This is a genomic window from Pseudomonas sp. NFPP02 (genome assembly GCF_900119355.1).
In the GTDB taxonomy this organism is placed as follows: domain Bacteria; phylum Pseudomonadota; class Gammaproteobacteria; order Pseudomonadales; family Pseudomonadaceae; genus Aquipseudomonas; species Aquipseudomonas paracarnis.
In genome coordinates this window covers 222,061-247,988 of record NZ_FPJI01000004.1, presented here as the reverse complement: position 1 = coordinate 247,988, position 25,928 = coordinate 222,061, and the positions used below count along the sequence as shown (strand labels likewise).

Below are 25,928 nucleotides of genomic sequence, written 5' to 3'. Positions count from 1 at the left end.
AGCTTACTTAAGTGCGGATACCCGCCCTTGATACGCGTTCACAGACTTAGATCTTGCCGACCAGATCCAGAGACGGCGCCAGAGTGGCCTCGCCTTCTTTCCACTTGGCTGGGCACACTTCACCCGGGTGGGCGGCAACGTACTGAGCAGCCTTGATCTTGCGCAGCAGCTCGGAAGCGTCACGGCCTACACCACCATCGTTCAGTTCAACGATCTTGATCTGACCTTCTGGGTTGATCACAAAGGTGCCGCGGTCTGCCAGGCCAGCTTCTTCGATCAGTACGTCGAAGTTGCGGGAGATGGTCAGGGTTGGGTCGCCGATCATGGTGTACTGGATTTTGCCGATGGCTGGCGAAGTGTTGTGCCAGGCAGCGTGGGCGAAGTGGGTGTCGGTGGAAACGCTGTAGATTTCGACGCCCAGCTTCTGGAATTCGGCGTAGTTGTCAGCCAGGTCTTCCAGTTCGGTCGGGCAGACGAAGGTGAAATCGGCTGGGTAGAAGAAGACAACCGACCACTTGCCTTTCAGGTCAGCGTCGGTCACATCGACGAAGCTGCCGTTTTTGAAAGCGGTGGCTTTAAACGGTTTTACTTGGCTGTTGATGATAGGCATCGTTGACTCTCCGTCAGGGGTTAAGAAGTTGATGAGGTGAATCCTACCGGCTCTCTCGGTCGATGGCTCATTGGCAAACCTGATGCTGACGATTGGGTTTCTCTATCAGGTGACGCTATTAATAGAAAAAATCTCAAATCAGCGGTTGTGTTGCCAGGGTCATGCCTAGAAACGGCGTCGCTTCAACATAGCGCATCGCAGATTTCATGTCGTTCCAGCCGACGTAACTCATCAGCGACTTCAAATCCCAACCACTTCGATGCGCCCAAGTGGCGAAACCCCGACGCAGGGAGTGGCTGGTGTATTGATCGGCGGGGATGCCTGCGCGCTCAAGGGCCTGGCGCAATAACGGGATCACACTGTTGGGGTGCAAGCCCTCCTCACCCAGGTTGCCCCAGCGATCAATCCCACGGAATACCGGGCCGCGCACCAACGCCGAGGCGCTGAGCCACTCGCTATAAGCCTGCACCGGGCACAGCCGCAGCAACGCTGGGGTCTGGTAGGTTTTGCCGAGGTTGTCACGGTCACTTTTGCTGCGTGGCAAGTACAGGCTGATGCCTGCGCCTGGCACGGCTTGCACGTGCTCAATGCTTAATCGGCACAGCTCATCACTGCGAAAGCCGCGCCAGAAGCCCAGCAGAATCAGCGCAGCGTCGCGCTTGGCCCGCAGCAAGCGCGGCTGGTCGTGACGCTCGCTGGCCTGTTTGGCTTCAATGTCCAAAGCAGCGATTACTTGCTCCAACTGCGTGAGCTGCAAAGGCTCGGCCTGCCGCTCCCGCGCCGGGTGCACGGCGCGGATGCCCTTGAGCACCTTGCGTACCACCGGCGCCTTCGTCGGGTCGGCAAACCCTTGGCTGGTATGCCATTGCGCCAAGGCCGAGAGCCGCAATTTCAAGGTGTTGACTGCCAATACCCCGGCATGCGCCACGAGGTAGCGCGCCACACTCTCGCTGGTGGCCGGCAGGAACCCTCCCCAACTGACTTCGAAATGCTCGATCGCCGCGCGGTAGCTGCGGCGCGTGTTGTCGCGAGTGGCGGCGTTGAGATATCGGTCGAGGTCGCTCATAGGCGTGTTTTCGTACTGCTGAAGGGGTGGATGGCTGATGAAAATGCTTATGACACGGGATAATACGCCAATATCCCATCTGTTAAATCATGAATTTCAACCAGTTTTCAATCATGATATAGTATGTATATACATACTATGTACCACAGTACTAAATCGACGGAGACCCCATGGCTCGCGGCGGCATAAACAAAGCAGTAGTGCAAACGGCACGCCTGGCGATCCTCGCCCGTGGCGAAAACCCCAGCATCGATGCGGTGCGTATCGAAATGGGCAATACCGGCTCGAAAACCACCATTCATCGCTATTTGAAAGAGCTGGACGAAAGCGAGACGCGCCAGACCATCACCCAAGCACCGATTGATGATGAGCTGGGCGAGCTAGTTGCACGCCTGTCCCAACGCCTGAAAGAGAAGGCCCAAGAGCCGATCGACCTGGCCCTGGCGCAATTCGAGCAACAAAAAGCCGCCCTGCTCGCCCAGGTAGAAACCCTGGAAGAAGCGCATACCCAACTCAAACAGCAATTTGATATCCAGGCCGCTGCCCTCGCTGAAGAAAGCGCGGCGCTGCAAACCGCCAGCACCAGCCTGCAGACCGAGCAAACCCGTAACGCCGGGCTGAGCCAGGCGTGCAGCGACTACGAGCTAAGGCTCAACGACAAAGACGAGCAGATTCGCTCACTGGAAGAAAAACACCTGCACGCCCGCGATGCGCTTGAGCATTACCGCACTGCCATCAAGGAGCAGCGCGAGCAGGAACAGCGTCGCCATGAGGGCCAATTGCAACAGGTACAGGCCGAATTGCGTCAGGCGCAGCAAAGCGCACTGGTGCGCCAGGACGAAATCACCCAACTGCATCGCGACAACGAGCGCCTGCTGAGTGAGCAGCGAGTGACAACCAAGGAATTGAATACGCTGCAGGAGCAAGCTCGCCAGGACCAGGCGCTACAGCTGAAACTCAAGGAGCAGCTCAGCCAGATCGACAGCGAGCGCACCCTGCTCCAGGAGCGCCTACGGGTTGCCGTGCTGGACAGCCAATCGCGCCAAGCGTCACTGCTGGAGTATCAGCAGCACAACAAGGCGCTTGAGCTGGACCTGGTCAAGGCCCAGGCAAGCATCGAAGCCCTGCGCCTGGCGACCGTCGTTGCAACGGCGCCAGAGGCGGCAGAGCCAACCTGATCAGTCCGCTACAGGCGTGCGCATGGTGACGAACTCTTCCGCCGCCGTAGGATGCACGCCGATAGTTTCATCGAAATGCTGCTTGGTCGCGCCCGCCTTGAGCGCGATCGCCAGTCCTTGCACGATCTCACCCGCATCCGGGCCGACCATGTGGCAACCCAGTACTTTGTCGGTGTCGGCGTCGACCACCAGCTTCATCAAGGTCTTTTCCTGGCAATCGGTCAGGGTCAGCTTCATCGGCCGGAACCGGCTTTCAAAGATCTGCACGTTGTGGCCATTTTTGCGTGCATCCTCTTCTGTCAGGCCGACTGTGCCGATATTCGGCAGGCTGAATACCGCCGTCGCGATATTGGCGTAATCCACCGGGCGGTATTGCTCGGGCTTGAACAACCGCCGCGCCACGGCCATGCCTTCAGCCAGGGCGACCGGCGTCAGCTGCACACGACCAATCACATCGCCAATCGCCAGGATCGACGGCTCGGCGGTCTGATAGAGATCATCCACCGCGACGAAACCGCGCTCGTCCAGTTTGACCCCGGTATTTTCCAGGCCCAGGTTATCCAGCATTGGACGGCGGCCAGTGGCGTAGAACACGCAATCGGCTTCCAGCACGCGGCCATCCTTCAAAGTGGCCTTGAGGCTGCCGTCGGCCTGTTTGTCGATGCGCTCGATGTCGGCATTGAACTGCAAGTCCAGGCCGCGCTTGGTCAGCTCTTCTTGCAGGTGTTTGCGCACCGAACCGTCAAAGCCGCGCAAGAACAAGTCACCGCGATACAGCAATGAGGTTTGCGCGCCCAAGCGGTGGAAGATGCCCGCGAACTCAACGGCTATATAACCACCACCCACTACCAGCACGCGCTTGGGCAGCTCTTTAAGGAAGAACGCCTCGTTCGAGCCAATGGCGTGCTCGCGCCCTGGAATCTCAGGGATCTGCGGCCAGCCGCCGGTGGCGATCAGGATGTGCCTGGCAGTGAAGCGCTCACCGTTGATCTCCACCTGATGGGCATCGACCAGGCGTGCATGCCCTTCATGCAGGGTCACGCCGCTGTTGACCAACAGGTTGCGATAGATACCGTTGAGGCGGTTGATCTCACGATCCTTGTTGGCGATCAGGGTCGCCCAATCAAAGTTCGCCTCGCCCAGGGACCAGCCAAAGCCGCTGGCCTGTTCAAAATCTTCGGCAAAATGCGCGCCGTACACCAACAGCTTCTTTGGCACGCAGCCGACGTTCACACAGGTGCCGCCCAGGTAGCGGCTCTCGGCCACAGCCACCTTGGCGCCAAAGCCCGCGGCAAAGCGCGCCGCGCGAACACCGCCGGAACCGGCGCCAATTACATACAGGTCAAAATCGTAGGCCATTTCACTCTCCTCGGCAGTACACCAGCATACCGACTTACATGGGGCTGAAAAACGAAAAAGCCACCCGAAGGTGGCTTTCGCTTAAAACGTGCCGGCAAGCGTGGATCAGTAAGCCTTGCCCGTCTTGTAGAAATGCTCGTAGCAGAAGTTGGTCGCTTCGATGTAGCCCTCAGCGCCGCCGCAGTCGAAACGCTGGCCCTTGAACTTGTAGGCAATCACGCAGCCGTCTTTGGCTTGCTTGAGCAGAGCGTCGGTGATCTGGATCTCGCCACCCTTGCCTGGCTCGGTTTCTTCGATCAGCTTGAAGATGTCCGGCGTGAGGATGTAACGACCGATGATCGCCAGGTTCGATGGCGCGTCTTCCGGCGCTGGCTTCTCGACCATGTCGCGTACGCGGATCAGGCCATCGCCAATATCGTCACCGGCGATAACACCGTACTTATTGGTTTCGGTTGGGTTGACTTCCATCACCGCAACGATGGTGCAACGGTATTTCTGGTAGAGCTTGACCATCTGGGTCAGCACACCGTCGCCTTCCAGGTTGACGCACAAATCGTCCGCCAGGACCACGGCGAAGGGTTCGTCACCAATCAGCGGGCGACCGGTAAGGATGGCGTGGCCGAGACCTTTCATCTGAGTCTGACGGGTGTAGGAGAACGAGCACTCGTCGAGCAGTTTACGGATACCGACCAAGTATTTTTCCTTGTCGGTGCCCTTGATCTGGTTTTCCAGCTCATAGCTGATGTCGAAGTGGTCTTCCAGCGCGCGCTTGCCACGACCCGTGACGATGGAGATCTCGTTCAAACCGGCATCCAGAGCCTCTTCCACACCGTACTGAATCAGTGGCTTGTTCACCACTGGCAGCATTTCTTTGGGCATGGCTTTGGTCGCTGGCAAGAAGCGAGTGCCGTAACCGGCTGCTGGGAACAAGCATTTCTTGATCATATGAGTCCTTACAAAGGGCTGTGCGTACGGAATTCGGCGCAGTCTAATCAGGCCGCAGTCACCTTACAATGGGGTTCTGCTGGCGTTGCGATGTCATCATAGAGAAAAAATGTCGGCGTAAGTTCCGCTGATCCTGCAATGGGTGTCACCAACGGTTGGTCAGAACTCGCGTCGACCCCTTGTTTGAAAGGGCTGCAATGGTTTTAGCACGCTTTTGCGCCCCTGACACTGACCCGCAACAACTTGCGCCCTGCCCCGGCATTTGGCGCTATCATGGGCGCCTTGAACCAAGACCACGAGATTGCCAACAGATGTCAGAACCAAAAGGTGTAAACGGCTACCTGATCACTAAGCGAGCAGACGGCTGGCACTTGATCAATTTTCACGGTGACAGCGTTGCCGGCGTATTCGAGTCCGAAAGCATGGCGATCGCCGTCGCCGAAGTGTTTGTGGATGAGGCAGGCCATGCATCGAGCAAGCGGCCGAAAACCAAGTAAGCCTCTTTGCACTGCTTTGAAAGCCCCGTTAAACGGGGCTTTTTTGTGTTTGTCTGTACCTAGATGGCAGTTCGCTATAATCTTCAACAACGCCACGACAGTGTCAGCGCGCCCTTCCAATACCCTCGATGACGACCCCCTCTATGAAAAAAATCCTGGCACTGACCGCGGTACTGGCAATCGCCGGCTGCACCACCGCCTCCGACACCCTGCTGAAAAATGGCGAGCAAGGCCTGACCATCGACTGCTCGGGCGAGGCCAATTCATGGGCCAGTTGCTACGAGAAGGCGGACGCCTCCTGCGCGGGCACCGGTTACCGCATCGTCGGCACCAATGGCACGCCGGCACTCAAGGAAAGCGACAAGACCCTGGGCCAGGACGTGGGCAACTTCAAAGGCCGCAGCGTGGTGGTGGTCTGCAAGTAACGTTGCTACAAGTGCACTTCAGCGAACTTGATCCCCAGGCCCCGCAGGATTTCGATCAAGTCATCCAGGCGAGCAAATGATTCGACCTCATCCTGTTCGTCCACCAGGAAGTAGCTGCGCCCGCCGCTCTTCTTGAAAAATACGATCCACTCGCCCAGATCGGCGGGGTTCTGGATGACATGGGTGGCCGAGATCTGCCCTTCGGCATGGCGGGCTTTGACGTGTTCTCGTTTCATAACCGGCTTTCCAGAAAAACAAATGCCGCTCAAACCCCGGGTTTGAGCGGCATCTTTATAGTGAATGCCCGACAGTTTAACGGATGCATACCGTCCCTGCAGGGTAAGGGCTTTTTTTTATCGGGTGTGAGGGATGAGTCTGGAGCTCAACCGGAAATGCATTCTTCCCCAGCCTTCTTCACGTCGCCCGGGCGGATCGGCACATTGGACATGCTTTCATAAAGCTTGATGCTGCTACCGCTGGAGCGGTCTTCGATTTCAAAGATCGCCGACGGGTCTGCCGAGAACTTCTGCGGCACGATCACCTGAATGCCGTCTTTATGGGGTTCGATCTGCGGCGGCCGACGGGTCGCCTCCAATTTGCGTACCACACACGCCGCATATTCCTGCGGTTTCTTCCCTGAGATGACCACCAATGTTGGCGGGGTCTGCTTGATATCTGCAACCGAAGCACACCCACCTATTGCCAAGGCCAGCACCAACACACTCCACTTCATACAAAAACCTCCGATAAAGACCCTACGACAGCGGGGATGGTAATTTTCTCCCACCAACGTAGGATTTATCTGTGATAACTCGGTAAATAACTGTTTTAAATTGTCGAAGTCGTCGACGACGGCCCGATAATAAACGCGCTGGGGCTGATAAACTCCATCTTAACCTACGTATCGTTCTGATTTTTCAGAAAAAGCCCTTCTGGAGACACCCCCATGAAATTCATCCACCAGCGTGAGCACCTCAACGAGGGAGACATTGTCGTCATCGAATGCTCGCAGACCTGCAATATTCGCCTGATGAGCGATGCGAACTTTCGCAGCTTCAAAAATGGCGGCCGCCATACCTACCACGGCGGCGCATTTGATAAATTCCCGGCCAAGATCACCGCGCCCAGCACCGGCTTCTGGAACATCACCCTGGATGTGGTGACCCGTCGCGCCATCAGCGTGACCCGCAAGCCTGCGTTGTCCCACAAGATTCGTATCGTTCGTCGTACCAGCAGCAAGCTGAGCTGACCCGAACACCTGACAGGAAAAAAGCTGTGACCACCACAACCAAATATGTCATCAAGTACAAGCTCAACGGCGAACGCCGCTTTGAATTTGCCCAGTTGCAAAACAACAGCGTCGAAGAAGCCAAGCAAGCCTTGGCAAAAATTCATGATGCAAGCGACGAAATCACCGACATCAACGTGAGCAAGGCGCTGTAGGCCATGCCAGGCCCTACCGCCGATTTGTTTGCCGATGAGGCCCTGCAACAGCCTGCCGGGCGCGAGCAAATTGGCGAAGAGTCGTATGTACTGAGGGGCTATGCCTTGCCCTGGATCGAGCGGTTATTGCCTGAACTGCGGCGTGTCCTGGCTCAATCACCGTTTCGGCAGATGGTCACCCCCGGCGGCTTTACCATGTCGGCGGCGCTGAGCAGTTGCGGCGAGCTGGGCTGGACCACCGACGCCCGTGGCTATCGCTATAGCCCATTCGACCCGCGCAGCCAGCAACCCTGGCCCGTCATGCCCGACACATTGCGCCAACTGGCGGTGGCTGCGGCTACCGAGGCCGGCTTTGGCGGTTTTCAACCCGATGCCTGCCTGATCAACCGTTACGTACCGGGGGCGAAGATGTCCCTGCACCAGGACAAGAACGAGCGCAACTACAGCGCGCCCGTGGTGTCGGTGTCCCTGGGGCTGCCGGCGATTTTCCTGTTCGGTGGCCATGCGCGCAGCGACAAAACCCAAAAGGTCTCGCTGTTTCATGGTGATGTGGTGGTGTGGGGCGGCGTTGATCGCCTGCGCTTTCATGGCGTGATGCCGATCAAGGACGGCGTGCATCCGGTCATGGGCCCGCAGCGCATCAACCTGACCTTTCGCACCGCCGGTTAATTTGACCGCAAGCTTCGGAGTGTCGATTGCGAGCGGCAGGCTTAATCTGCTCCTGAACCGTCAAGAGTGCAGGCCATGAACAACGAACACGATCCGCGCTGGGCTGCCATTATTGCCCGTGATGCCAAGGCCGACGCCTTGTTTGTCTACGGCGTGAAAACCACCGGCGTGTATTGCCGCCCCAGCAGCGCTTCGCGTTTGCCGCGCCCGGAGAATGTCGAGTTTTTCGACACGCCGGCGCAGGCCGAAGCCGCCGGTTATCGTCCCAGTAAACGCGCTGCCGGCGACCAGACCCAGTTGGCCGCTCACCATGGGCAACTGGTGGCCGAGGCCTGCCGGCAAATCGAGCAGGCCGAAACTCCGCCTAGCCTGGATGTGCTGGCCCGATGCGCCGGGCTGAGTCCCTTTCACTTCCACCGCGTATTCAAAGCCAACACCGGGTTGACCCCCAAGGGTTACGCCAGCGCCCTGCGTTCGCGCAGAGTGCGCGACGGCCTCAAGGGCCAGCATTCGGTGACGGACACCCTGTATGACGCGGGCTTTAATTCCAATAGCCGCTTTTATGAAGCCGCCGACCAAGTGCTCGGCATGAGACCTGGAGACTACAAAGGCGGCGGCGCCAATAACACCATCCGCTTTGCCGTTGGCCAGTGCTCGCTGGGGGCGATTCTGGTGGCGCAAAGCCAACGTGGCGTGTGTGCGATTTTATTGGGTGATGATCCGGACAAACTGGTGCGCGACCTGCAAGACCAGTTTCCCAAGGCTGAGTTGATCGGCGCGGATCAGGGTTTCGAACAACTGGTGGCCCACGTCGTCGGCTTTGTCGAGGCCCCTGCCGTGGGCCTGGATTTGCCCTTGGACCTGCGCGGCACGGCCTTTCAGGAGCGGGTGTGGCAGGCGTTGCGCGAAATCCCTGCGGGCAGCACCGCCAGCTATGCGCAGATTGCCGAGCGTATCGGTGCACCTTCCTCCTTTCGCGCCGTGGCCCAGGCTTGCGGTGCCAACCACCTGGCGGTGGCGATTCCCTGTCATCGCGTGGTGCGCAGCAGTGGCGAGCTGTCGGGCTACCGCTGGGGCGTAGAGCGCAAGCGCCAGTTACTCGAGCGCGAAACCCAGCGCCACAAAACGCCGCTTCCGTCCAGTGAATAAAACAGACTGGCCGGGTGCTGATTGCCCTGCTAAAACAGCGAAAAGCCCTACTAACGCTGGAGAAGCACCCCATGAGCACCTGGCCAGACACCCGCATTCTTGACCTGTTGGGCATTGAGGTGCCGATTATCCAGGCGCCGATGGCTGGCGCGACGACCACCGCCATGGTCATCGCCGCCCAGCAGGCCGGCGCCCTGGGCTCGATGCCTGCGGCGGCGCTGAGCCTGGAGCAACTGCGCGATGCCTTGGCTCTCATTCGCCAGGCCAGTCATGCGCCGCTGAACATCAACTTCTTCTGCCATCAACCCCCCGATGCCGATGACGCGCGGGACCAGGCTTGGAAGGCCTTGCTGCAACCTTACTACTATGAGCTGGGCGCCGACTTCGATGCGCCAACCCCGGTGTCCAACCGCGCGCCGTTCAATGACGCAGCCTGCCAGGTAGTGGAAGCGTTTCGGCCAGAAGTGGTGAGCTTTCATTTTGGCCTGCCAGAGAAGTCTTTGCTGGACCGGGTAAAAGCCACGGGTGCCAAGGTGCTGTCATCGGCCACCACTGTCGAGGAAGCCGTGTGGCTGGAACAGCACGGCTGCGACGCGATTATCGCCATGGGCATCGAAGCTGGTGGGCATCGTGGCCTGTTTCTCAGCGATGACCTCAACAGCCAGATCGGCTTGATGGCGCTGCTACCGCAGATTGTCGACGCGGTCAGCGTGCCGGTGATTGCTGCGGGCGGAATCGGCGATGCGCGCGGCATCGTCGCCGCCTTTGCACTCGGCGCTTCGGCCGTGCAGGTCGGCACGGCCTACCTGTTCACTCCCGAAGCCACTGTAAGCGCTTCCCATCACCACGCGCTGCGCCATGCCCAGGCTAGCGAAACCGCGCTGACCAACCTGTTTACCGGCCGCCCGGCGCGGGGCATCGTCAACCGCGTAATGCGTGAACTCGGCGCAATCAACCCGGCGGCGCCGGCATTCCCCAAAGCCGGAGGCGCATTAATGCCGCTCAAGGCCAAGGATGAAGCCGGTTTCAGTAACCTGTGGGCAGGCCAGGCCCTGAGGCTGGGCAAAGACCTGTCCACCTATGACCTGACCCGCGAACTGGCCGAGCACGCGATAACCCGATTCACCCGCGACTGACCTGCGCAGCAACTTGATGCTGTACCGGCAATAGCCTACCGCTATATATTCCCATACATAGCGGTAAGCCTCTTTACCTACAACCTGCCGTACACCTTCAAGGAGTTGCTTCATGATGACCCGCGTTTCGCGCCTGGCCCCCCTGCTTGCCGCCTTTGCCTTGGGTACGGCCCATGCCGATGAAGTGCAGGTGGCCGTGGCCGCCAACTTCACCGCCCCGATCCAGGCGATTGCCGCCGACTTCGAGAAAGACACCGGCCATAAACTGGTCGCGGCTTACGGTGCCACCGGGCAGTTCTACACTCAGATCAAGAACGGCGCGCCATTTGAGGTGTTCCTCAGCGCCGATGACACCACCCCGCAAAAACTCGAAAGCGAAGGCGCTACCGTCAGGGGTTCACGCTTCACCTACGCGGTCGGCACCCTGGCGCTGTGGTCGGCCAAAGAAGGCTATGTGGACGCCAAGGGTGATGTGCTGAAGAAAAACCAATTCAAGCACTTGTCCATCGCCAACCCCAAAACAGCGCCCTACGGCCTGGCCGCCACCCAATTGCTGGCCAGGGAAGGCTTGAGCGACAAGGTCAAGGACAAGCTCGTCGAGGGCCAGAACATCAACCAGGCTTATCAGTTTGTTTCCACCGGCAACGCCGAGCTGGGTTTTGTGGCCTTGTCGCAGATCTACAAGGACGGCAAAGTCACCGGCGGTTCGGCGTGGGTTGTTCCGGCCTCCCTGCATGACCCGATCAAACAGGACGCCGTAATCCTCAATAAGGGCAAGGACAGCGCCGCCGCCAAGGCACTGGTGGACTACCTCAAAGGCCCGAAAGCGGCTGCCGTTATCAAATCCTACGGTTACGAGCTGTAAATGCCCCTGTCGAGTGCTGACTTTTCTGCGATCTGGTTGACCCTCAAACTGGCCTCACTGACCACCCTGATCCTATTGATCATCGGCACACCGATCGCCCTGTGGCTGTCACGCACCCGTTCCAAGTGGCGCGGCCCCATCGGCGCAGTGGTCGCACTGCCGTTGGTGTTGCCGCCAACGGTCATCGGCTTTTACTTGCTGTTGGCCATGGGGCCCAACGGGTACGTCGGCCAGTTCACCCAATGGCTGGGCCTGGGCACCCTCACCTTCAGTTTCGCCGGGCTGGTGATTGGCTCGGTGATCTACTCCATGCCCTTCGTAGTGCAGCCGTTGCAGAACGCGTTTTCTGCCATCGGCACGCGCCCGCTGGAAGTGGCCGCGACCTTGCGCGCCAACCCGTGGGACACGTTTTTCACGGTGATCCTGCCGCTGGCACGCCCTGGGTTTATCACCGCCTCGATCCTCGGCTTTGCCCACACTGTCGGTGAGTTCGGCGTGGTGCTGATGATCGGCGGCAATATCCCGGACAAGACCCGTGTCGTCTCAGTGCAGATCTACGACCACGTCGAAGCCATGGAATATGCCCAGGCCCATTGGCTGGCCGGCGCCATGGTGGTGTTCGCCTTCCTCGTGTTGCTGGCGCTCTATTCCAGCCGTAAAACCAAGATGGGCTGGAGCTGATCGCGATGATGGATATACGCCTGCACCTGAAGTATTGCGCCTTCACACTGGATGTTGACCTGCAATTGCCCGGCCGTGGCGTGAGCGCGCTGTACGGGCATTCTGGCTCCGGCAAGACCACGTGCCTGCGTTGCATCGCCGGATTGGAACGCGCCGAACACGGTTTTGTACAGATCAACGACGAGGTCTGGCAAGACAGCAGCAAAGGGCTGTTTGTACCGCCGCATAAACGCGCCCTGGGCTATGTGTTCCAGGAGGCGAGCCTGTTTGCGCACCTGTCGGTGCGCGCCAATCTGGAGTTCGGCCTCAAACGTATCCCTCGTCTGCAACGGCGCGTGGACATGGCCCAGGCCACCGAACTGTTGGGCATCGGGCACTTGCTTGAGCGTCACCCGCAACACTTGTCCGGCGGCGAGCGCCAGCGCATCGGCATCGCCCGCGCCTTGCTCACCAGCCCCAAGTTGTTGTTGATGGATGAACCGCTGGCGGCCCTGGACAGCCAGCGCAAAAGCGAGATATTGCCTTACCTGGAACGCCTGCACGACGAGCTGGATATCCCGGTGCTGTACGTCAGCCACGCCCAGGACGAAGTGGCGCGACTGGCCGACCATATTGTCTTGCTCAGCGACGGCAAGGCCCTGGCCAGCGGCCCGATCGGCGAGACCCTGGCGCGCCTCGATCTGCCCCTGGCGCTGGGCGACGATGCCGGCGTGGTGATTGCCGGCAGCGTCGTTGCCTACGACGCGCACTATCAGTTGCTCACTCTGCAGTTGCCCGATTGCCCGTTGCAGATGCGCGTGGCCCATGTCCCGCTGGCGGTGGGCAACCCGCTGCGGGTCAAGGTCCAGGCACGGGATGTAAGCCTGAGCCTGCAGGCCCAGGAACACAGCAGCATCCTCAACCGCTTGCCGGTGACCGTCACCCAGACTATTGGCGCGGACAACAGCGCCCACGTGCTGGTGCGCCTCGACGCCGGCGGCACGCCCTTGCTGGCACGCATCACGCGCTTCTCACACGACCAGTTGCAACTGCATCCGGGCCAGACACTGTGGGCGCAAATCAAGGCGGTGGCGGTGCTGGCTTAACCATTTGGCACGACCGCAGGGTGCTGCGGTCAATCAGACATACCGGCCTGATTTGTTGCCAAGGAAACCGCCCCATGCCTGACTCTTCGCTACCCGCCGACCTGCCCCGCGACCTGCATTATGTGGATGACACCCAGCCCGGCATCCGCCGTAAAAAAGTGCGAGGCAAGTTCCAGTATCTGAACGCCAAGGGCGAGCGCATTACCGACGCGGACGAAATAAAACGCCTGAACGCCTTGGCGGTGCCGCCCGCCTACACCGACGTGTGGATCTGTGCCGACCCTCGCGGCCACCTGCAAGCCACCGGCCGCGACGCCCGTGGCCGCAAGCAATACCGTTACCACCCACGCTGGCGCGAGGTGCGCGACAGCGACAAGTACTCGCGCTTGCAGGCTTTTGGCGCCGCGTTGCCCAAATTGCGCAAACAGCTCGAAGCGCAAATCGCCGAGCCGGGGTTTACCCGCGAAAAGGTGTTGGCCACGGTGGTGATGTTGCTGGACGCCACGCTGATCCGCGTCGGCAATACCCAATATGCCCGCGAAAACAAATCCTACGGGCTGACCACCTTGCGCAACCGCCATGTGGACATCAAGGGCAGTGAGATCCAGTTCCAGTTTCGTGGCAAGAGTGGCGTGGAGCACCAAGTCAGCGTCAAGGATCGGCGCCTGGCCCGGGTGGTCAAGCGTTGCATGGAATTGCCAGGGCAAAACCTGTTCCAGTACCTGGACGAAGACGGTGAGCGGCATACCATCAGCTCCCAGGACGTCAACGACTACCTGCACAGCCTGACCGGCGAAGACTTTACCGCCAAGGACTACCGCACCTGGGCTGGTACAGCAATGGCGCTGGCAGTATTGCGCGAGTTGGCGTGGCAGCCCGAATCCGACGCCAAGCGGCATGTGGTGGCGATGGTCAAGGATGTCGCCCGGCAGTTGGGCAACACGCCGGCGGTGTGCCGCAAGTGCTATATCCACCCGGCGGTGCTCGAGCATTTCAGCCTCGGCGAATTGTCGAAGTTGCCCAAGCCGCGGGTGCGCAAAGGCTTGAAAGCCGAAGAAGTCGCGCTGGCGATGTTCCTGGAAAAACTGGCCGAAGACTTGCCGCACAAAGTTAAGGTGGGTTAGGCTCTGCCTCCCTTCTGACTCACGGGATGACCGCCGACGTGAACATCTAAGCCTTCCAAAATGTATCTGCAACGAGCCGCCTGGCGCGCTTGTTGGCCTGTTCGACATTTTTTTGGAGGTGCTGATGACTGACGTCAAACGGCTGCCCGCACTTGTTTCCCTGCAACACCTGTCTTTCCAGTTCGCCAATGGCGAAACCTTGCTGGTCGACGTGAACCTGTCCATTGATCAAACGCCTACCGGTATCGTCGGGCGCAATGGACGGGGCAAAAGTATCCTGGCCAAGTTGATGGCCGGCGTGCTGCTGCCCTCCTCCGGCACGTTGAAAAAACCGGCCCATGTTGCCTATGTGCCCCAGGCCATCACGGCTCAACCAGGGCAATCCATCGCCGATATCACCGCAACTGCCGCAGCCTTGGCTGCCCTTGCACGTATGGCCCAGGGCGATGCACGCCTCGGTGACCTGGAGCTGATCGACGATCGCTGGGACCTCGCCGAGCGCCTGCGCCAGGCACTGGATGCAGCGGGTTTGCAGACCCTCAGTGCCAGTACCCCGGCCGATCAACTCAGCGGTGGCCAACTCGCCAGGGTCGCGCTGATCGGGGCGTTGTTGGCTGCGCCGCAGTTGCTGATTCTGGATGAGCCCAGTAACCACCTTGATGCTGCCGGGCGCGATTGGCTGTTGCGTGTGTTGCGCGATTGGCGAGGTGGCCTGGTGGTGGTCAGCCATGATCGACAGTTGCTCAACGTCATGGGTCGCATCATTGAGCTTTCGCCCCTTGGCATTCAGGTCTACGGCGGCAACTACGACGCCTATCGCCAGCAACGCGATACTCACCAGCAGGCCGCGATTGCTGCGTGGGAACAGGCGCGTCTGGCCCGCAGCCGTGAGCGTCGGCGTCTGCAAAAAGACCACGACGACCTGCAGCGCCATGCCGCACGCGCACGTAAACAGGCCGAGACCGCCAACGTCGACCGTTTTACCAAGGCGCGCTGGAAAAGCGCCGCAAAGGAGATCGTCAGCAGCGTGCGTAGCGCCCATCATGCGTGCAAAAACCAACTCGACGCCCAGGTGCGCCAGGCTTACGAGCGCGTGGCGGATGAGACGCCCACACTGCTCGCATTATCAGGCTCGACCGTCCCCAATGGCCGCCAGGTACTGGTGCTGGAACAGGCGCAATTGCCCTGGCTCGATCCCCTGGCGCCCGTCAGCTACCTGACGCTCAACCTGACAGGTCCGGCTCGCGTTGCCGTGCGTGGACCGAACGGTTGCGGCAAATCGACCTTGCTCAAACTGCTGGCCGGCCACTGGCAGGCGGTCAGTGGCGAGTGCAGCGTAGCGGTGCCCAGTGCGTACATTGATCAGCACCTGGCGCTGCTGGACGACCGGCGCAGCCTTGTCGAGCAACTCAACCTGCTCGACACGCCGCTGGCCGAAGCCGAACTGCGCACACGTCTGGCGTTTTTGCAGCTGGACGCGCTGCGGGTTACGCAGCCGGCAGGGCAACTCAGCGGCGGCGAGCGCTTGAAAGCCGCGATGGCCCTGGCCTTGTGGCGTGATACACCGGCGCAATTACTGTTGTTGGATGAACCCACCAACCACCTGGACCTGGAGTCAGTGCTAGCGTTTGAGCAGGCTTTGAAGGGGTTTACCGGCGCGCTGCTGGCCGTATCACACGACGAGGCATTCTTGCAGGCGATCGAGCCGACTCACCATCTGACGTGGCACGCCACCGGCTGGCAACTGGAGCGTGTCTGAGGTCATTGCGCGGACAGGCAAAGCGCCCTACGGTAGTGGCCGGATAATCTCACCGAGGAAACCAGCCCCATGCTGCCTTCGTCCCGCAAGCCTTACACCAATGCCACGCTCGCCCGTCGTCAGCGCTGGCGCGGGCGCGTGGGCTTGATGCTGGTGGCCTGCCTGTCGGTACTGGCGGGCATGACCGATGCGATCGGTTTCATGGCCAGCGGCGATTTCGTCTCGTTCATGAGTGGTAACACCACGCGCCTGGCGGTGGCCATCAGTGCGGGCGACCTGGGGCTCACCGGGCGCCTGGTATTGCTGGTCACCACCTTCGTGGTCGGCAATGCCTTGGGCGTGCTGGTCAGCCGTTTCAGCAAGCGCCATGCGTTGCCCTTATTACTGTGCATCGGCGCCTTGCTCTGCGCTGCTGCGTTGTGGCCATCGACCGACACCTTGCCCGCGTTGCTCGCGGCTATCATTGCCATGGGCATGCTCAACGCGGCCGTCGAGGAAGTGAACGGGCTGCCGGTGGGGCTGACCTACGTCACCGGAGCGCTGTCACGCTTTGGTCGCGGGCTGGGCCGTTGGTTATTGGGCGAGCGCCGCAATGGCTGGCGCGTGCAATTGATTCCGTGGGGCGGGATGTTCATTGGCGCTGTGATCGGTGCACTGCTGGAACAGCAGATGGGCCTGCGCGCATTGTGGGTCAGTGGTGCGTTGGCTGCGTCCCTGGGGGTGGCGACACTGTTGATTCCGCGACGCTGGCACTTGGGTTTCATGCCCCGGTGAGGTTGGGGTGGAGGAGCTCGTTCGACGTTTAAGCCTCGACATCCGTGTACCGGTAAAGAGCCATCACGTCGAACGAGCACGTGAATCATAAGCCAATGCCCGGCGGCTGTCCCGCCAGGCGTTTCGGAATATGACTAAGGCAACCGACTTACAGACAAGTGGCCAGTGCTGCCAGGCGACGTTTGGCCGGCATATTGTCCTGTGCTGCATAGTAGTTGACCGTAGAACCCGCGCCGGTGCTGAGTACATCGACAAAGTAATCGCCAGCGGTGGTATACACCGTAAAACCACCCGCCTCGGTCGCTTCCTTGAAGCCGCCAGCATCGACGCCGAACACGCTTTCATCCTGCCAGCCGAACTGGATGCACTGGGCAACGACCAGAGTGGCCTTGTCTGATGCCAGGGTCTTGTAGGGGCTGCCTGCGCGCGCTTCCTTCATCTTCGAACCGGCGCAACCGGTCAGTGCCGCCAGTATCAATGCGCCCATTACCACTTTGTGCATGCCATTGCTTCCTTGGAAAAACCGTGACTCTACCACTGTGCGTCTGCCAACTGACGCGCCCATGAACTTTGTTTCACTGTGAAGGGCAAACACGCCGCCTATAGTGGCCAGGCTCATTTTTTAGAAGTCTCCCTTCTGCCCGCCACCCCGCGGGCTTTTTTTTTGCCCGGGTGTCAAAACCACCAACGGAACAGATAGAACAGCGCCATGCTCAATAGCACCGTGGTCAACACGCTGCGCGTCCAGTACATCAACGCCACGGCGCAGATGCCGGCCAGCAGATAAGGGTTGCTCGGGCTCAGGTTGAGCCGATGGTCAGCCAGGAAAATAATCGGCCCGCAGATCGCGGTGAGCATGCCCGGCACGGCGAAGCCCAGAAATTCACGCGCACCGCGATTGAGCCGTACTGGCAAGCGCGGCTCGATAAACAGGTAACGGTTGAAGAACACCACCAGGCCCATGGCCACAATCATCAGGTAAATCATCGTTGCCCCACTCCCAGCCGTTTACAGGCAAACCCCGCGCTCATCCCCAACACACCCGAGACCACCACCGCCGACTCCCAGTGCAGATAACTCAACCAGACCGAGCTCAGCAGTGCCACGGCAACGCATACCACCGTGGGCACGTCGCGCACCACGGGGGTGATCAAGGCAATAAAGGTCGCAGCAATCGAGAACTCCAGCCCCAATTGATCAAGGCCGGGAATGCTTTTGCCCAGCACAATGCCGGCGAGGGTGAAGAGGTTCCAGACCAGGTAAAACGTCAGGCCGACGCCCAAGGCGTACCAGCGATTGAAGGTCTCGCGGTCGTAGTGGTTGACCAGGGCAAAGAATTCATCGGTCAACAAGAACCCCAGGCTCATGCGCCAACGGGTGTTGAGCGAAGACAGCGTAGGACGCATGTGCATGCCATAGAGCAGATGCTGTGATGTGAGCAGCAAGGTGGTCAGCACGATGGAAATCAGGCTGGCACCGCTCTTGACCATGCCGATGGCCACCAGTTGTGCGGCACCGGCAAACACAATGGCAGACAAGCCTTGGGCTTGCAGCGGGGTAAATTGCGCGTCGATGGCCATGGAGCCGGCCAGCAACCCCCAGGGCGCACAGGCCAGGGATAAGGGAATGACGGCGATGGCGCCGCGGGTGAAGGCGTAATGAGGTAATGCAGTGGGCATGGAAGCGGCTCATCGACAGACAGTCGACAAGCATGCCAGCACGAACGAAAGCTTGTCTTGAACGATCTTGCTCAGGCGAGCTTTACCGAAACCTGCTCCACCGAATCCCGGGCTTCGCGCAATTCATACGCATCCTGGTTCAGCCGGTGGATGGTATTGAGCAGGCGCTGGCGCAGCACTTCATCGCCGAGTTTTTCCACGGCGCGCATCAGGTCGAAGGCCGCGGTTTCGTTATTTTCCGCGACGGAATCCAGGGTCTTGCGCAGGTTGCGGGTGGCTCGGGTCACGCGGGGTCTTCCTTCATCAGCAATGGGCAGGCACGTTAGGACATTTGTGTTTCATTTTAATTTCAAACAGTTGTGGCGCTTTCAAAGGGATTTGATCCATATCAATTGAAACAAGATTTGACCTATATATATGGAAATACGTATATTCGAATATATCCACTTGAAAAGTCCTTGACCATGTCAGACCTCTTCTCTCCTCCCACCCTGTTCAAGTGCCTGGCCGATGCCACCCGTGCACGGGTGACCTTATTGATCCTGCGCGAGGGCGAACTTTGCGTGTGTGAGTTGATCCATGCCTTGGACGACAGCCAGCCAAAAATCTCCCGCCATCTCGCGCAATTGCGCAGTTGCGGGCTACTGGTGGACCGACGTCAAGGGCAATGGATCTACTACCGCATCAATCCGGCACTGCCCGCCTGGGTCACCCAGGTGCTCGACACTACCCTACAAGCCAACCAGCCATGGTTGCAGGATGACGCACTGCGTCTGAATGCAATGGGCGACAGACCACAACGGGCCAGCACCTGCTGCTGAGCCATCGGAGCGTTTATTCATGCTTGTCGCAATTGCGATTTTCCTCGTCACCATCGTGCTGGTCATCTGGCAACCCAAGGGGCTGGGCGTTGGCTGGAGTGCCACACTGGGCGCGATCCTGGCGCTGGCCTGCGGGGTGATCAGCCTGGCGGACATCCCGGCGGTGTGGCAGATCATCTGGAACGCCACCGGCACCTTCGTCGCGCTGATCATCATCAGCCTGTTGCTGGACGAAGCCGGTTTCTTCGCCTGGACGGCGCTGCATGTGGCGCGCTGGGGCCGTGGCCGCGGCCGGCGGTTGTTTGCCTATATGGTGTTGCTGGGTGCGCTGGTATCGGCGCTGTTTGCCAACGACGGTGCGGCGTTGATCCTGACGCCTATCGTGATGTCGATGCTGCTGGCCTTGCGCTTTTCCCCGGCGGCGACCCTGGCCTTCGTCATGGGCGCAGGGTTTATCGCCGACACGGCGAGCCTGCCGCTGGTGGTGTCGAACCTGGTGAATATCGTCTCGGCGGACTATTTCAAGATTGGCTTCAACGAATACGCCGCGGTGATGGTGCCGGTGAACCTGGTCAGTGTCGCCGCCACGCTCGCGGTGCTGCTGTGGTTTTTCCGCCGGGATATTCCGCAGACCTACAACCCGTCCGACCTGGAAGATCCCGCCAGTGCCATCCATGACCGTGCGACCTTTCGTGCCGGCTGGTGGGTACTCGGTATTTTGCTGGTCGGCTGTTTCGCTCTGGAACCATTGGGCATTCCCATCAGTGCGATCTCCGCGTTCTGTGCGGTACTGCTGCTGGTGATTGCTGCCAAAGGTCATCAAATTTCCACGCGTAAAGTCCTCAAGGAAGCCCCGTGGCAGATCGTGATTTTTTCCCTGGGCATGTACCTGGTGGTCTATGGCCTGCGTAACGCCGGCCTGACCGACTACCTGGCCACCTGGCTTGACACCTTCGCCACCTATGGTGTGTGGGGCGCGGCCATGGGCACCGGGGTGCTGACAGCGCTGCTCTCATCAGCCATGAATAACCTGCCGACCGTGCTGATTGGCGCGTTGTCCATCGAGTCCAGCCATGCCGTGGGCGTGGTCAAGGACGCGATGATCTACGCCAATGTGATCGGCAGCGACCTGGGCCCGAAAATCACCCCCATCGGCAGCCTGGCCACCTTGTTGTGGTTGCATATCCTGGCACGCAAAGGCATCACCATCACCTGGGGTTACTACTTCAAGGTCGGGATCGTGCTGACCCTGCCCGTCCTGCTGGTCACCCTCGCCGCCCTCGCCTTGCGCCTGAGCATCTAAAGGAGACTGCAATGAAAGTGCTGTTCATGTGTACCGCCAACAGTTGCCGCAGCATCTTGTCCGAAGCGATGTTCAACCACCTGGCGCCGCCGGGCTTTGAAGCGATCAGCGCCGGCAGTTTTCCCAAGGGCCAGGTGTTGCCACGTAGCCTGAGCACGCTGCAGGCGGCGGGCATCAGCATCGAAGGTTTGTACAGCAAGGGCAATGAGGCCTTTCAAGACAGCCCGCCTGATGTGGTCATCACCGTGTGCGATAAAGCAGCCGGTGAAGCGTGCCCCGTATATTTCGGCCCAGCGGTGAAGACGCATTGGGGCCTGGAGGACCCTTCCGAAGTGCAGGGTGACGAGGCGCAAGTAGAGGCTGCATTCAAGGCCACCCTCGACATTATCACCGCACGCTGCGAGGCGTTTTTTGCGCTGCCCTTTGCACGTCTATCGCCGGATGAATTGAAGGCTGAACTCCACCGCATTGCCTCAACGCCGCAGCCTGTGTAGGAGCGAGCTTGCTCGCGAAAAACTCATAGGCACCGCGGTCATTCAGGAAACGCGCGTTATCGTTGACGCTTTTCGCGAGCAAGCTCGCTCCTACAGGGGGCGCTGATCCTGTGGGCAATACACGGCCAGTGTGGGAGCTGGCTTGCCTGCGATAGCGGTGGTTCAGTTGAAGATTCAGTCGCTGACGCGCCGCCATCGCGGGCGTTCCTACAGAGGGCGTGGTATCCCTCTCTCGGACTGACGTATGCTCTGGCACTTTCTCGAAAGGAACTGAGCATGCTGTCGATCTTTGTCTATGCGCTGGTATTCGGTTTTGTATTTTGCCTTTCCCCTGGCGCCGTGCTGGCAGAGACTCTGCGCCGCGGCTTGCTCCATGGCTTCACGCCGGCGTTGCTGGTGCAGTTCGGCTCACTGGTGGGCGACGCCGTCTGGGCCGTGATTGGCCTCACCGGTATCGCACTGCTGATCCAGCATGATGCAGTGCGGGTTCCACTTACAATCGTCTGCGCGCTGTACCTGGCCTGGCTGGGCATTCGCAGCCTGATTGATGCCTGGCAGTTACCGGCAATGGACAATGCCCCTGCCAGCTCAGGCAAAAATGCGTTGGCGGTGGGCGCGGCGATTTCCTTGGCTAATCCGAAAAACATCGTCTACTGGGGCGCCTTGGGCAGCGCACTGTCGGGGATTGTCGGCACCACCCCCAGTCACGGGCAGACCCTGATGTTTTTTGCCGGCTTCATGCTGGCGTCGGTACTCTCGTGTTTTCTTACCGCCGCCTTGGTGAACCTGCTACGCAAGAACGCATCACCGACTTGGCAGCGTGCGAGTTATGCGGCCTGCGGTTTAGTATTGATCTATCTGGCACTCCTCGCCGCGCAAGGTGTATGAAGTTATTCAACCCACAACTTACGCGCGCCTCTTGTCTGAACAAACTCTGAACACTGGTTAATTTAATTAATCATACGTTGACATTCACTGACGCCCTGAGTAGATTGCCCGTGCCCGCAACTGGGGCCTTTTTTAAACCTCACAAAAGAAGCCAATGGACACAGTATCTAGTCGCTGTCCGAGCACCGCCTTTGCGGGCATCGGGCGCCAAACCCAGAATATGACAGGACTCGCGTTCCAGGTCCGGTAAGCTGCGCTAGAGCTTGATGCTCCACCGTAACTGCCTCACCGGTCGCCCGTCCGGTCCCGAGGTGTGTTATGACCTTCCAACTCCTTGTTTTGCCTGATACGCGCACACTGGTCGCAGCCCTGCGCGCCAAGCTGTGCCGAGCGCCGGCGGGCTTTTCGCCAAGCCGCTCGATCTTTGTCACACCCTCCCCTCAAGTGCGCCCAGCCCCGCCGCTGGCGCACTGGCGTATCTGCCCTGAAAGCGGCCACCTGGTGCAGCACTGGGATCATGCCGACCCTCAAGACCCGCAGAGACCCCAGGTTTCCTGCCTGGCGCAAGCGCGCTTGATGCTCGGTTTCTACCTGAGTACTCACGCCGCCTGACCTCGCTGGAAACAGCAACTTTCTTATTGATGACCCTGGAGTTCTTTATGAACACGTCCAGTAGTAGCCTGCTGCACGCTAGTTAACTAACTTGCTGTTAGCGGGCCCTTCAGAAGTTATTTGAATACTTTATTTGAACCGATCGCGAAGTCCGCGGCTCGGCATGCTTTCGCTCGCCTGTCTGCAGGTAAGTAGAGGGTATGTTTTGTCGAGAATTGGCGACAGGAGTACAGACAATGAGCGCCGTAAAAAACACGCCTCTGCACAAGAAAAATGGCACCGCTGCCGACACCAGGCTGTCGATGCGTGCCGCCCGCGAAGCCCACAATGGCCTGGCGGCCACCCTCGCCAATGTACGCGCCACCCAGGACGGCCTGACCGAACTGGACGCCTCGGCGCGCCTGCAACGCGAAGGCTATAACGAAGTGGCCCATGACAAGCCGCCACACGCTATCGTCCAGTTCCTGCAGGCACTGAACAACCCCTTCATCTACGTGCTGTTGACCCTGGGCGGTATCAGCTTTGTCACCGACTATTGGTTGCCACTTCAGGCAGGTGAAGAAGTCGACCTGACCAAAGTCATCATCATCATGACCATGGTGTTGCTCAGCAGCCTGCTGCGTTTCTGGCAAGAACACCGCTCGGCCAAATCCGCAGAAGCCCTCAAGGCCATGGTACGCACCACCGCCACCGTGCTGCGCCGCGAGCAGGTTGGCGCCCAGCCCTTCTTGCGCGAAGTGCCGATGCGCGACCTGGTGGCCGGCGACATCGTGCAGCTGTCAGCCGGCGACATGATCCCCGCCGATATCCGCCTGATCGAGTCCCGCGACCTGTTTATCAGCCAGGCCGTGCTGACCGGCGAAGCCTTGCCGGTGGAGAAGTACGACACCCTGGGCGATGTCACGCAAAAGTCCGCCTCTACCCTGGCCGCCGACCAGGGCAACCTGCTGGACTTGCCGAACATCTGCTTCATGGGCACCAACGTGGTCAGCGGCCGCGCCAAAGCAGTGGTGGTGGCAACAGGGCCGCGCACTTACTTTGGCTCCCTGGCCAAGGCGATTGTCGGCTCGCGGGTGCAAACCGCCTTCGACCGGGGCGTGAACAGTGTCAGCTGGCTGCTGATCCGCTTCATGCTGGTGATGGTACCCATCGTGTTTTTCCTCAATGGCTTCTCCAAGGGCGATTGGGGCGATGCCTTCCTGTTTGCCCTGGCGGTAGCCGTCGGCCTTACCCCGGAAATGCTGCCGATGATCGTCAGCGCCAACCTGGCCAAGGGGGCTACGGCCATGGCCAAGCGCAAAGTGGTGGTCAAGCGCCTCAATGCGATCCAGAACTTCGGCTCGATGGATGTGCTGTGCACTGACAAGACCGGCACCCTCACCCAGGACAAGATCATCCTCGAGCATCACGTCAATGCCTTTGGCCAGCGCGATGACGCCGTGCTGTCCCTGGCGTGGCTCAACAGCTTTCACCAGAGCGGCATGAAAAACCTGATGGACCAGGCGGTGGTGCAGTTCTCGGAACAGAACCCCAAGTTCCAGGTGCCGTTTGCCTACAGCAAGGTCGATGAATTGCCGTTCGACTTTGTCCGTCGTCGCCTGTCGATCGTGGTCAAGGATGCCGCCGGTGATCAGTTGCTGGTATGCAAGGGAGCGGTGGAAGAGATGCTGAGCATTTCTACCCATGTCATGGAGGCCGGCGAAGCCTTGCCCCTGGATGACCGCCGTCGTGAGGCGCTACTGGCGCTCGCCAATGATTACAACGAAGACGGTTTCCGCGTGCTGGTGGTAGCGACCCGCAATATCCCTAAAGCGCTGGCACGCCAGCAGTACACCACCAGCGACGAACGCAACCTGGTGATCCAGGGCTTCCTGACGTTCCTGGACCCACCGAAGGAAACCGCAGGCCCGGCCATTGCGGCGCTGCAACAGATTGGCGTGGCGATCAAGGTGTTGACCGGCGACAACGCCGTGGTCACCAGCAAGATCTGCCGCCAGGTTGGCCTGGAACCCGGCCAGCCGCTGCTGGGTGTGGAAATCGAAGCCATGGACGACGCCACCCTGCTGCGCCGCGTAGAAGAGCGCACCGTATTCGCCAAGCTCACGCCGCTGCAAAAATCCCGCGTGCTCAAGGCGCTGCAAACCAACGGGCACACCGTCGGCTTCCTCGGTGACGGTATCAACGATGCACCGGCGCTGCGGGATGCCGATGTGGGTATTTCGGTGGACAGCGGCACCGACATCGCCAAGGAATCGGCCGACATCATCCTGCTGGAAAAGAGCCTGATGGTGCTGGAAGAAGGCGTACTCAAGGGCCGCGAAACCTTCGGCAATATCATGAAGTACCTGAACATGACTGCCAGCTCCAACTTCGGCAACGTGTTCTCGGTGCTGGTGGCCAGTGCGTTCATCCCGTTCATGCCGATGCTGGCGATCCATCTGCTGCTGCAGAACCTGATGTACGACATCTCCCAACTGGCCCTGCCGTGGGACAAGATGGACAAGGAATACCTGGCCAAGCCACGCAAGTGGGATGCGAAAAACATCGGCCGCTTCATGATCTGGATCGGGCCGACCTCGTCGATCTTCGACATCACCACCTTTGCGCTGATGTGGTACGTGTTCTCGGCCAACAGTGTGGAAATGCAGACGCTGTTCCAGTCCGGCTGGTTTATCGAAGGGCTGCTCTCGCAAACCCTGGTGGTGCATATGCTACGCACCCGCAAGATCCCGTTCTTCCAGAGCACGGCCGCCTGGCCGGTGTTGATGATGACCTGCATCGTGATCGCCCTGGGCATCTACGTGCCGTTCTCACCGCTGGGCACCCTGGTGGGCCTGCAACCGCTGCCGCTGGCGTACTTCCCATGGCTGGTGGGCACCTTGCTGGCTTACTGCTGCGTCGCCCAACTGATGAAGACGATCTACATCCGCCGCTTCAAACAGTGGTACTGACCCTCCCCGCCGTTCAAACGCAGGCGGCCGCCCGGTCGCCTGCGTGCAATACAAGGATTTGCTCATGCGCGTGTTGATCTGTGCAGGTCGTCATTACGCCGACACCAAAAAGTCCCGCCATGTGCTGGACGCTTACCACCGCCTGCGCCCGGTGCAGGTACTGATCCACGGCGGCAACCAGTTCCTGGGCAGTGAGATCGAGGAATGGGCCCGGGAAATCGGTATCGACGTGGTGCGTTATCCACCCAATTGGCAGCGCCATGGCAAACAGGCGGAACGCCAGCGCAATCACTTCATGCTGGCCGACAGCCGCCCCGATCTGATCATCGCCCTGCCGGGCGGTGACGATACCTCGGAGCTGGTTTGCCAGGCCAAAGCCAGCGGCATTTCGGTGCTGACCGTAGAAAGCTGAACT

Annotated in this window: 31 protein-coding genes; 21 read left to right on the top strand and 10 right to left on the bottom strand. The window is 59.8% G+C overall.

Going from position 1 to position 25,928, the window contains the following annotated elements; genetic code table 11:
- Window positions 1–46: 46 nt before the first annotated feature.
- Window positions 47–610: an alkyl hydroperoxide reductase subunit C gene (gene ahpC, locus BT204_RS09380; protein ID WP_003191303.1), complete on the bottom strand. Its 564-nt coding sequence runs from the start codon at window positions 608–610 to the stop codon at window positions 47–49.
- Between the two features lie 133 nt (window positions 611–743).
- Entirely contained in the window at window positions 744–1,676 is a 933-nt protein-coding gene (locus BT204_RS09375; RefSeq protein ID WP_072446581.1) for a site-specific integrase, read from the bottom strand.
- Between the two features lie 170 nt (window positions 1,677–1,846).
- Here BT204_RS09375 and BT204_RS09370 point away from each other — a divergent pair, with 170 nt between their 5' ends.
- A complete protein-coding gene (locus tag BT204_RS09370) occupies window positions 1,847–2,854 on the top strand; it encodes a DNA-binding protein (protein WP_054919075.1) in 1,008 nt (335 codons plus the stop codon).
- Here BT204_RS09370 and gorA read toward each other — a convergent pair whose 3' ends face one another.
- Entirely contained in the window at window positions 2,855–4,213 is a 1,359-nt protein-coding gene (gene gorA, locus BT204_RS09365; RefSeq protein ID WP_072446579.1) for a glutathione-disulfide reductase, read from the bottom strand.
- Window positions 4,214–4,318: 105 nt separating this feature from the next.
- Window positions 4,319–5,158, bottom strand: coding sequence for a UTP--glucose-1-phosphate uridylyltransferase GalU (galU, locus tag BT204_RS09360; RefSeq protein ID WP_003173830.1), 840 nt, complete (start codon window positions 5,156–5,158; stop codon window positions 4,319–4,321).
- Between the two features lie 311 nt (window positions 5,159–5,469).
- On the opposite strand from galU, the gene BT204_RS09355 reads away from it, so the two are divergent.
- Both BT204_RS09355 and BT204_RS09350 read left to right on the top strand, forming a co-directional pair.
- Complete coding sequence (locus BT204_RS09355; RefSeq protein ID WP_034127495.1) at window positions 5,470–5,655, top strand: hypothetical protein; 186 nt, start codon at window positions 5,470–5,472, stop codon at window positions 5,653–5,655.
- A gap of 143 nt (window positions 5,656–5,798) precedes the next feature.
- The gene (locus tag BT204_RS09350) at window positions 5,799–6,080 is read left to right on the top strand and encodes a hypothetical protein (protein ID WP_054898427.1); all 282 of its coding nucleotides are present in this window, start codon (window positions 5,799–5,801) and stop codon (window positions 6,078–6,080) included.
- Window positions 6,081–6,085: 5 nt separating this feature from the next.
- Here BT204_RS09350 and BT204_RS09345 read toward each other — a convergent pair whose 3' ends face one another.
- A complete protein-coding gene (locus tag BT204_RS09345) occupies window positions 6,086–6,316 on the bottom strand; it encodes a hypothetical protein (RefSeq protein ID WP_034127497.1) in 231 nt (76 codons plus the stop codon).
- 146 nt (window positions 6,317–6,462) lie between these two features.
- Window positions 6,463–6,813, bottom strand: a complete 351-nt coding sequence (locus BT204_RS09340; protein ID WP_003191317.1) for a hypothetical protein — start codon at window positions 6,811–6,813, stop codon at window positions 6,463–6,465.
- A 213-nt stretch (window positions 6,814–7,026) separates the two neighbouring features.
- On the opposite strand from BT204_RS09340, the gene BT204_RS09335 reads away from it, so the two are divergent.
- From BT204_RS09335 to BT204_RS09290, 11 genes are all read left to right on the top strand, one after another.
- A complete protein-coding gene (locus tag BT204_RS09335) occupies window positions 7,027–7,329 on the top strand; it encodes a DUF1883 domain-containing protein (protein ID WP_003191319.1) in 303 nt (100 codons plus the stop codon).
- Window positions 7,330–7,355: 26 nt separating this feature from the next.
- Window positions 7,356–7,523, top strand: a complete 168-nt coding sequence (locus tag BT204_RS27850) for a hypothetical protein (RefSeq protein ID WP_014718516.1) — start codon at window positions 7,356–7,358, stop codon at window positions 7,521–7,523.
- Between the two features lie 3 nt (window positions 7,524–7,526).
- A complete protein-coding gene (gene alkB / locus BT204_RS09330) occupies window positions 7,527–8,192 on the top strand; it encodes a DNA oxidative demethylase AlkB (RefSeq protein WP_072446577.1) in 666 nt (221 codons plus the stop codon).
- Window positions 8,193–8,267: 75 nt separating this feature from the next.
- Complete coding sequence (ada, locus tag BT204_RS09325; protein WP_054919077.1) at window positions 8,268–9,341, top strand: bifunctional DNA-binding transcriptional regulator/O6-methylguanine-DNA methyltransferase Ada; 1,074 nt, start codon at window positions 8,268–8,270, stop codon at window positions 9,339–9,341.
- A 71-nt stretch (window positions 9,342–9,412) separates the two neighbouring features.
- Window positions 9,413–10,477 (top strand): NAD(P)H-dependent flavin oxidoreductase, encoded by a 1,065-nt coding sequence (locus BT204_RS09320; protein ID WP_054919079.1) that lies wholly within the window; start codon window positions 9,413–9,415, stop codon window positions 10,475–10,477.
- Window positions 10,478–10,589: 112 nt separating this feature from the next.
- Window positions 10,590–11,342, top strand: coding sequence for a molybdate ABC transporter substrate-binding protein (modA, locus tag BT204_RS09315; RefSeq protein ID WP_072446575.1), 753 nt, complete (start codon window positions 10,590–10,592; stop codon window positions 11,340–11,342).
- On the top strand, window positions 11,343–12,023 hold the full coding sequence (modB, locus tag BT204_RS09310; RefSeq protein WP_003191329.1) for a molybdate ABC transporter permease subunit: 681 nt from the start codon (window positions 11,343–11,345) through the stop codon (window positions 12,021–12,023).
- 5 nt (window positions 12,024–12,028) lie between these two features.
- A complete protein-coding gene (gene modC / locus BT204_RS09305) occupies window positions 12,029–13,108 on the top strand; it encodes a molybdenum ABC transporter ATP-binding protein (RefSeq protein ID WP_060764760.1) in 1,080 nt (359 codons plus the stop codon).
- 74 nt (window positions 13,109–13,182) lie between these two features.
- On the top strand, window positions 13,183–14,232 hold the full coding sequence (locus BT204_RS09300; RefSeq protein WP_072446573.1) for a DNA topoisomerase IB: 1,050 nt from the start codon (window positions 13,183–13,185) through the stop codon (window positions 14,230–14,232).
- A gap of 124 nt (window positions 14,233–14,356) precedes the next feature.
- Window positions 14,357–15,991, top strand: coding sequence for an ABC-F family ATP-binding cassette domain-containing protein (locus BT204_RS09295; RefSeq protein ID WP_072446571.1), 1,635 nt, complete (start codon window positions 14,357–14,359; stop codon window positions 15,989–15,991).
- Window positions 15,992–16,060: 69 nt separating this feature from the next.
- Window positions 16,061–16,765, top strand: coding sequence for a YoaK family protein (locus BT204_RS09290; protein ID WP_072446569.1), 705 nt, complete (start codon window positions 16,061–16,063; stop codon window positions 16,763–16,765).
- 148 nt (window positions 16,766–16,913) lie between these two features.
- On the opposite strand, the gene BT204_RS09285 is transcribed toward BT204_RS09290, so the two are convergent.
- From BT204_RS09285 to BT204_RS09270, 4 genes are all read right to left on the bottom strand, one after another.
- Window positions 16,914–17,267 carry a hypothetical protein gene (locus BT204_RS09285; protein ID WP_072446567.1) on the bottom strand — a complete coding sequence of 118 codons (354 nt, stop codon included), beginning with the start codon at window positions 17,265–17,267 and terminating at the stop codon, window positions 16,914–16,916.
- 173 nt (window positions 17,268–17,440) lie between these two features.
- Window positions 17,441–17,752 carry an AzlD domain-containing protein gene (locus tag BT204_RS09280; protein ID WP_014718527.1) on the bottom strand — a complete coding sequence of 104 codons (312 nt, stop codon included), beginning with the start codon at window positions 17,750–17,752 and terminating at the stop codon, window positions 17,441–17,443.
- Window positions 17,749–18,444, bottom strand: coding sequence for an AzlC family ABC transporter permease (locus BT204_RS09275; protein ID WP_054897293.1), 696 nt, complete (start codon window positions 18,442–18,444; stop codon window positions 17,749–17,751). Before BT204_RS09275 ends, BT204_RS09280 begins: the two co-directional genes overlap by 4 nt.
- 71 nt (window positions 18,445–18,515) lie before the next feature.
- Window positions 18,516–18,731 (bottom strand): hypothetical protein, encoded by a 216-nt coding sequence (locus BT204_RS09270; protein WP_003191339.1) that lies wholly within the window; start codon window positions 18,729–18,731, stop codon window positions 18,516–18,518.
- Window positions 18,732–18,908: 177 nt separating this feature from the next.
- Here BT204_RS09270 and BT204_RS09265 point away from each other — a divergent pair, with 177 nt between their 5' ends.
- From BT204_RS09265 to BT204_RS09235, 7 genes are all read left to right on the top strand, one after another.
- Window positions 18,909–19,265, top strand: coding sequence for a metalloregulator ArsR/SmtB family transcription factor (locus tag BT204_RS09265; RefSeq protein WP_034127507.1), 357 nt, complete (start codon window positions 18,909–18,911; stop codon window positions 19,263–19,265).
- Window positions 19,266–19,284: 19 nt separating this feature from the next.
- Entirely contained in the window at window positions 19,285–20,568 is a 1,284-nt protein-coding gene (locus BT204_RS09260) for an arsenic transporter (RefSeq protein WP_057975833.1), read from the top strand.
- Window positions 20,569–20,579: 11 nt separating this feature from the next.
- The gene (locus BT204_RS09255; RefSeq protein ID WP_072446565.1) at window positions 20,580–21,062 is read left to right on the top strand and encodes an arsenate reductase ArsC; all 483 of its coding nucleotides are present in this window, start codon (window positions 20,580–20,582) and stop codon (window positions 21,060–21,062) included.
- Between the two features lie 276 nt (window positions 21,063–21,338).
- Window positions 21,339–21,950: a LysE family transporter gene (locus tag BT204_RS09250; protein ID WP_054919097.1), complete on the top strand. Its 612-nt coding sequence runs from the start codon at window positions 21,339–21,341 to the stop codon at window positions 21,948–21,950.
- A 318-nt stretch (window positions 21,951–22,268) separates the two neighbouring features.
- Window positions 22,269–22,562 carry a hypothetical protein gene (locus BT204_RS09245; RefSeq protein ID WP_054897297.1) on the top strand — a complete coding sequence of 98 codons (294 nt, stop codon included), beginning with the start codon at window positions 22,269–22,271 and terminating at the stop codon, window positions 22,560–22,562.
- Window positions 22,563–22,798: 236 nt separating this feature from the next.
- Entirely contained in the window at window positions 22,799–25,513 is a 2,715-nt protein-coding gene (gene mgtA / locus BT204_RS09240) for a magnesium-translocating P-type ATPase (RefSeq protein ID WP_072446563.1), read from the top strand.
- 64 nt (window positions 25,514–25,577) lie between these two features.
- Complete coding sequence (locus tag BT204_RS09235; protein WP_003191350.1) at window positions 25,578–25,925, top strand: DUF2493 domain-containing protein; 348 nt, start codon at window positions 25,578–25,580, stop codon at window positions 25,923–25,925.
- Window positions 25,926–25,928: the final 3 nt, after the last annotated feature.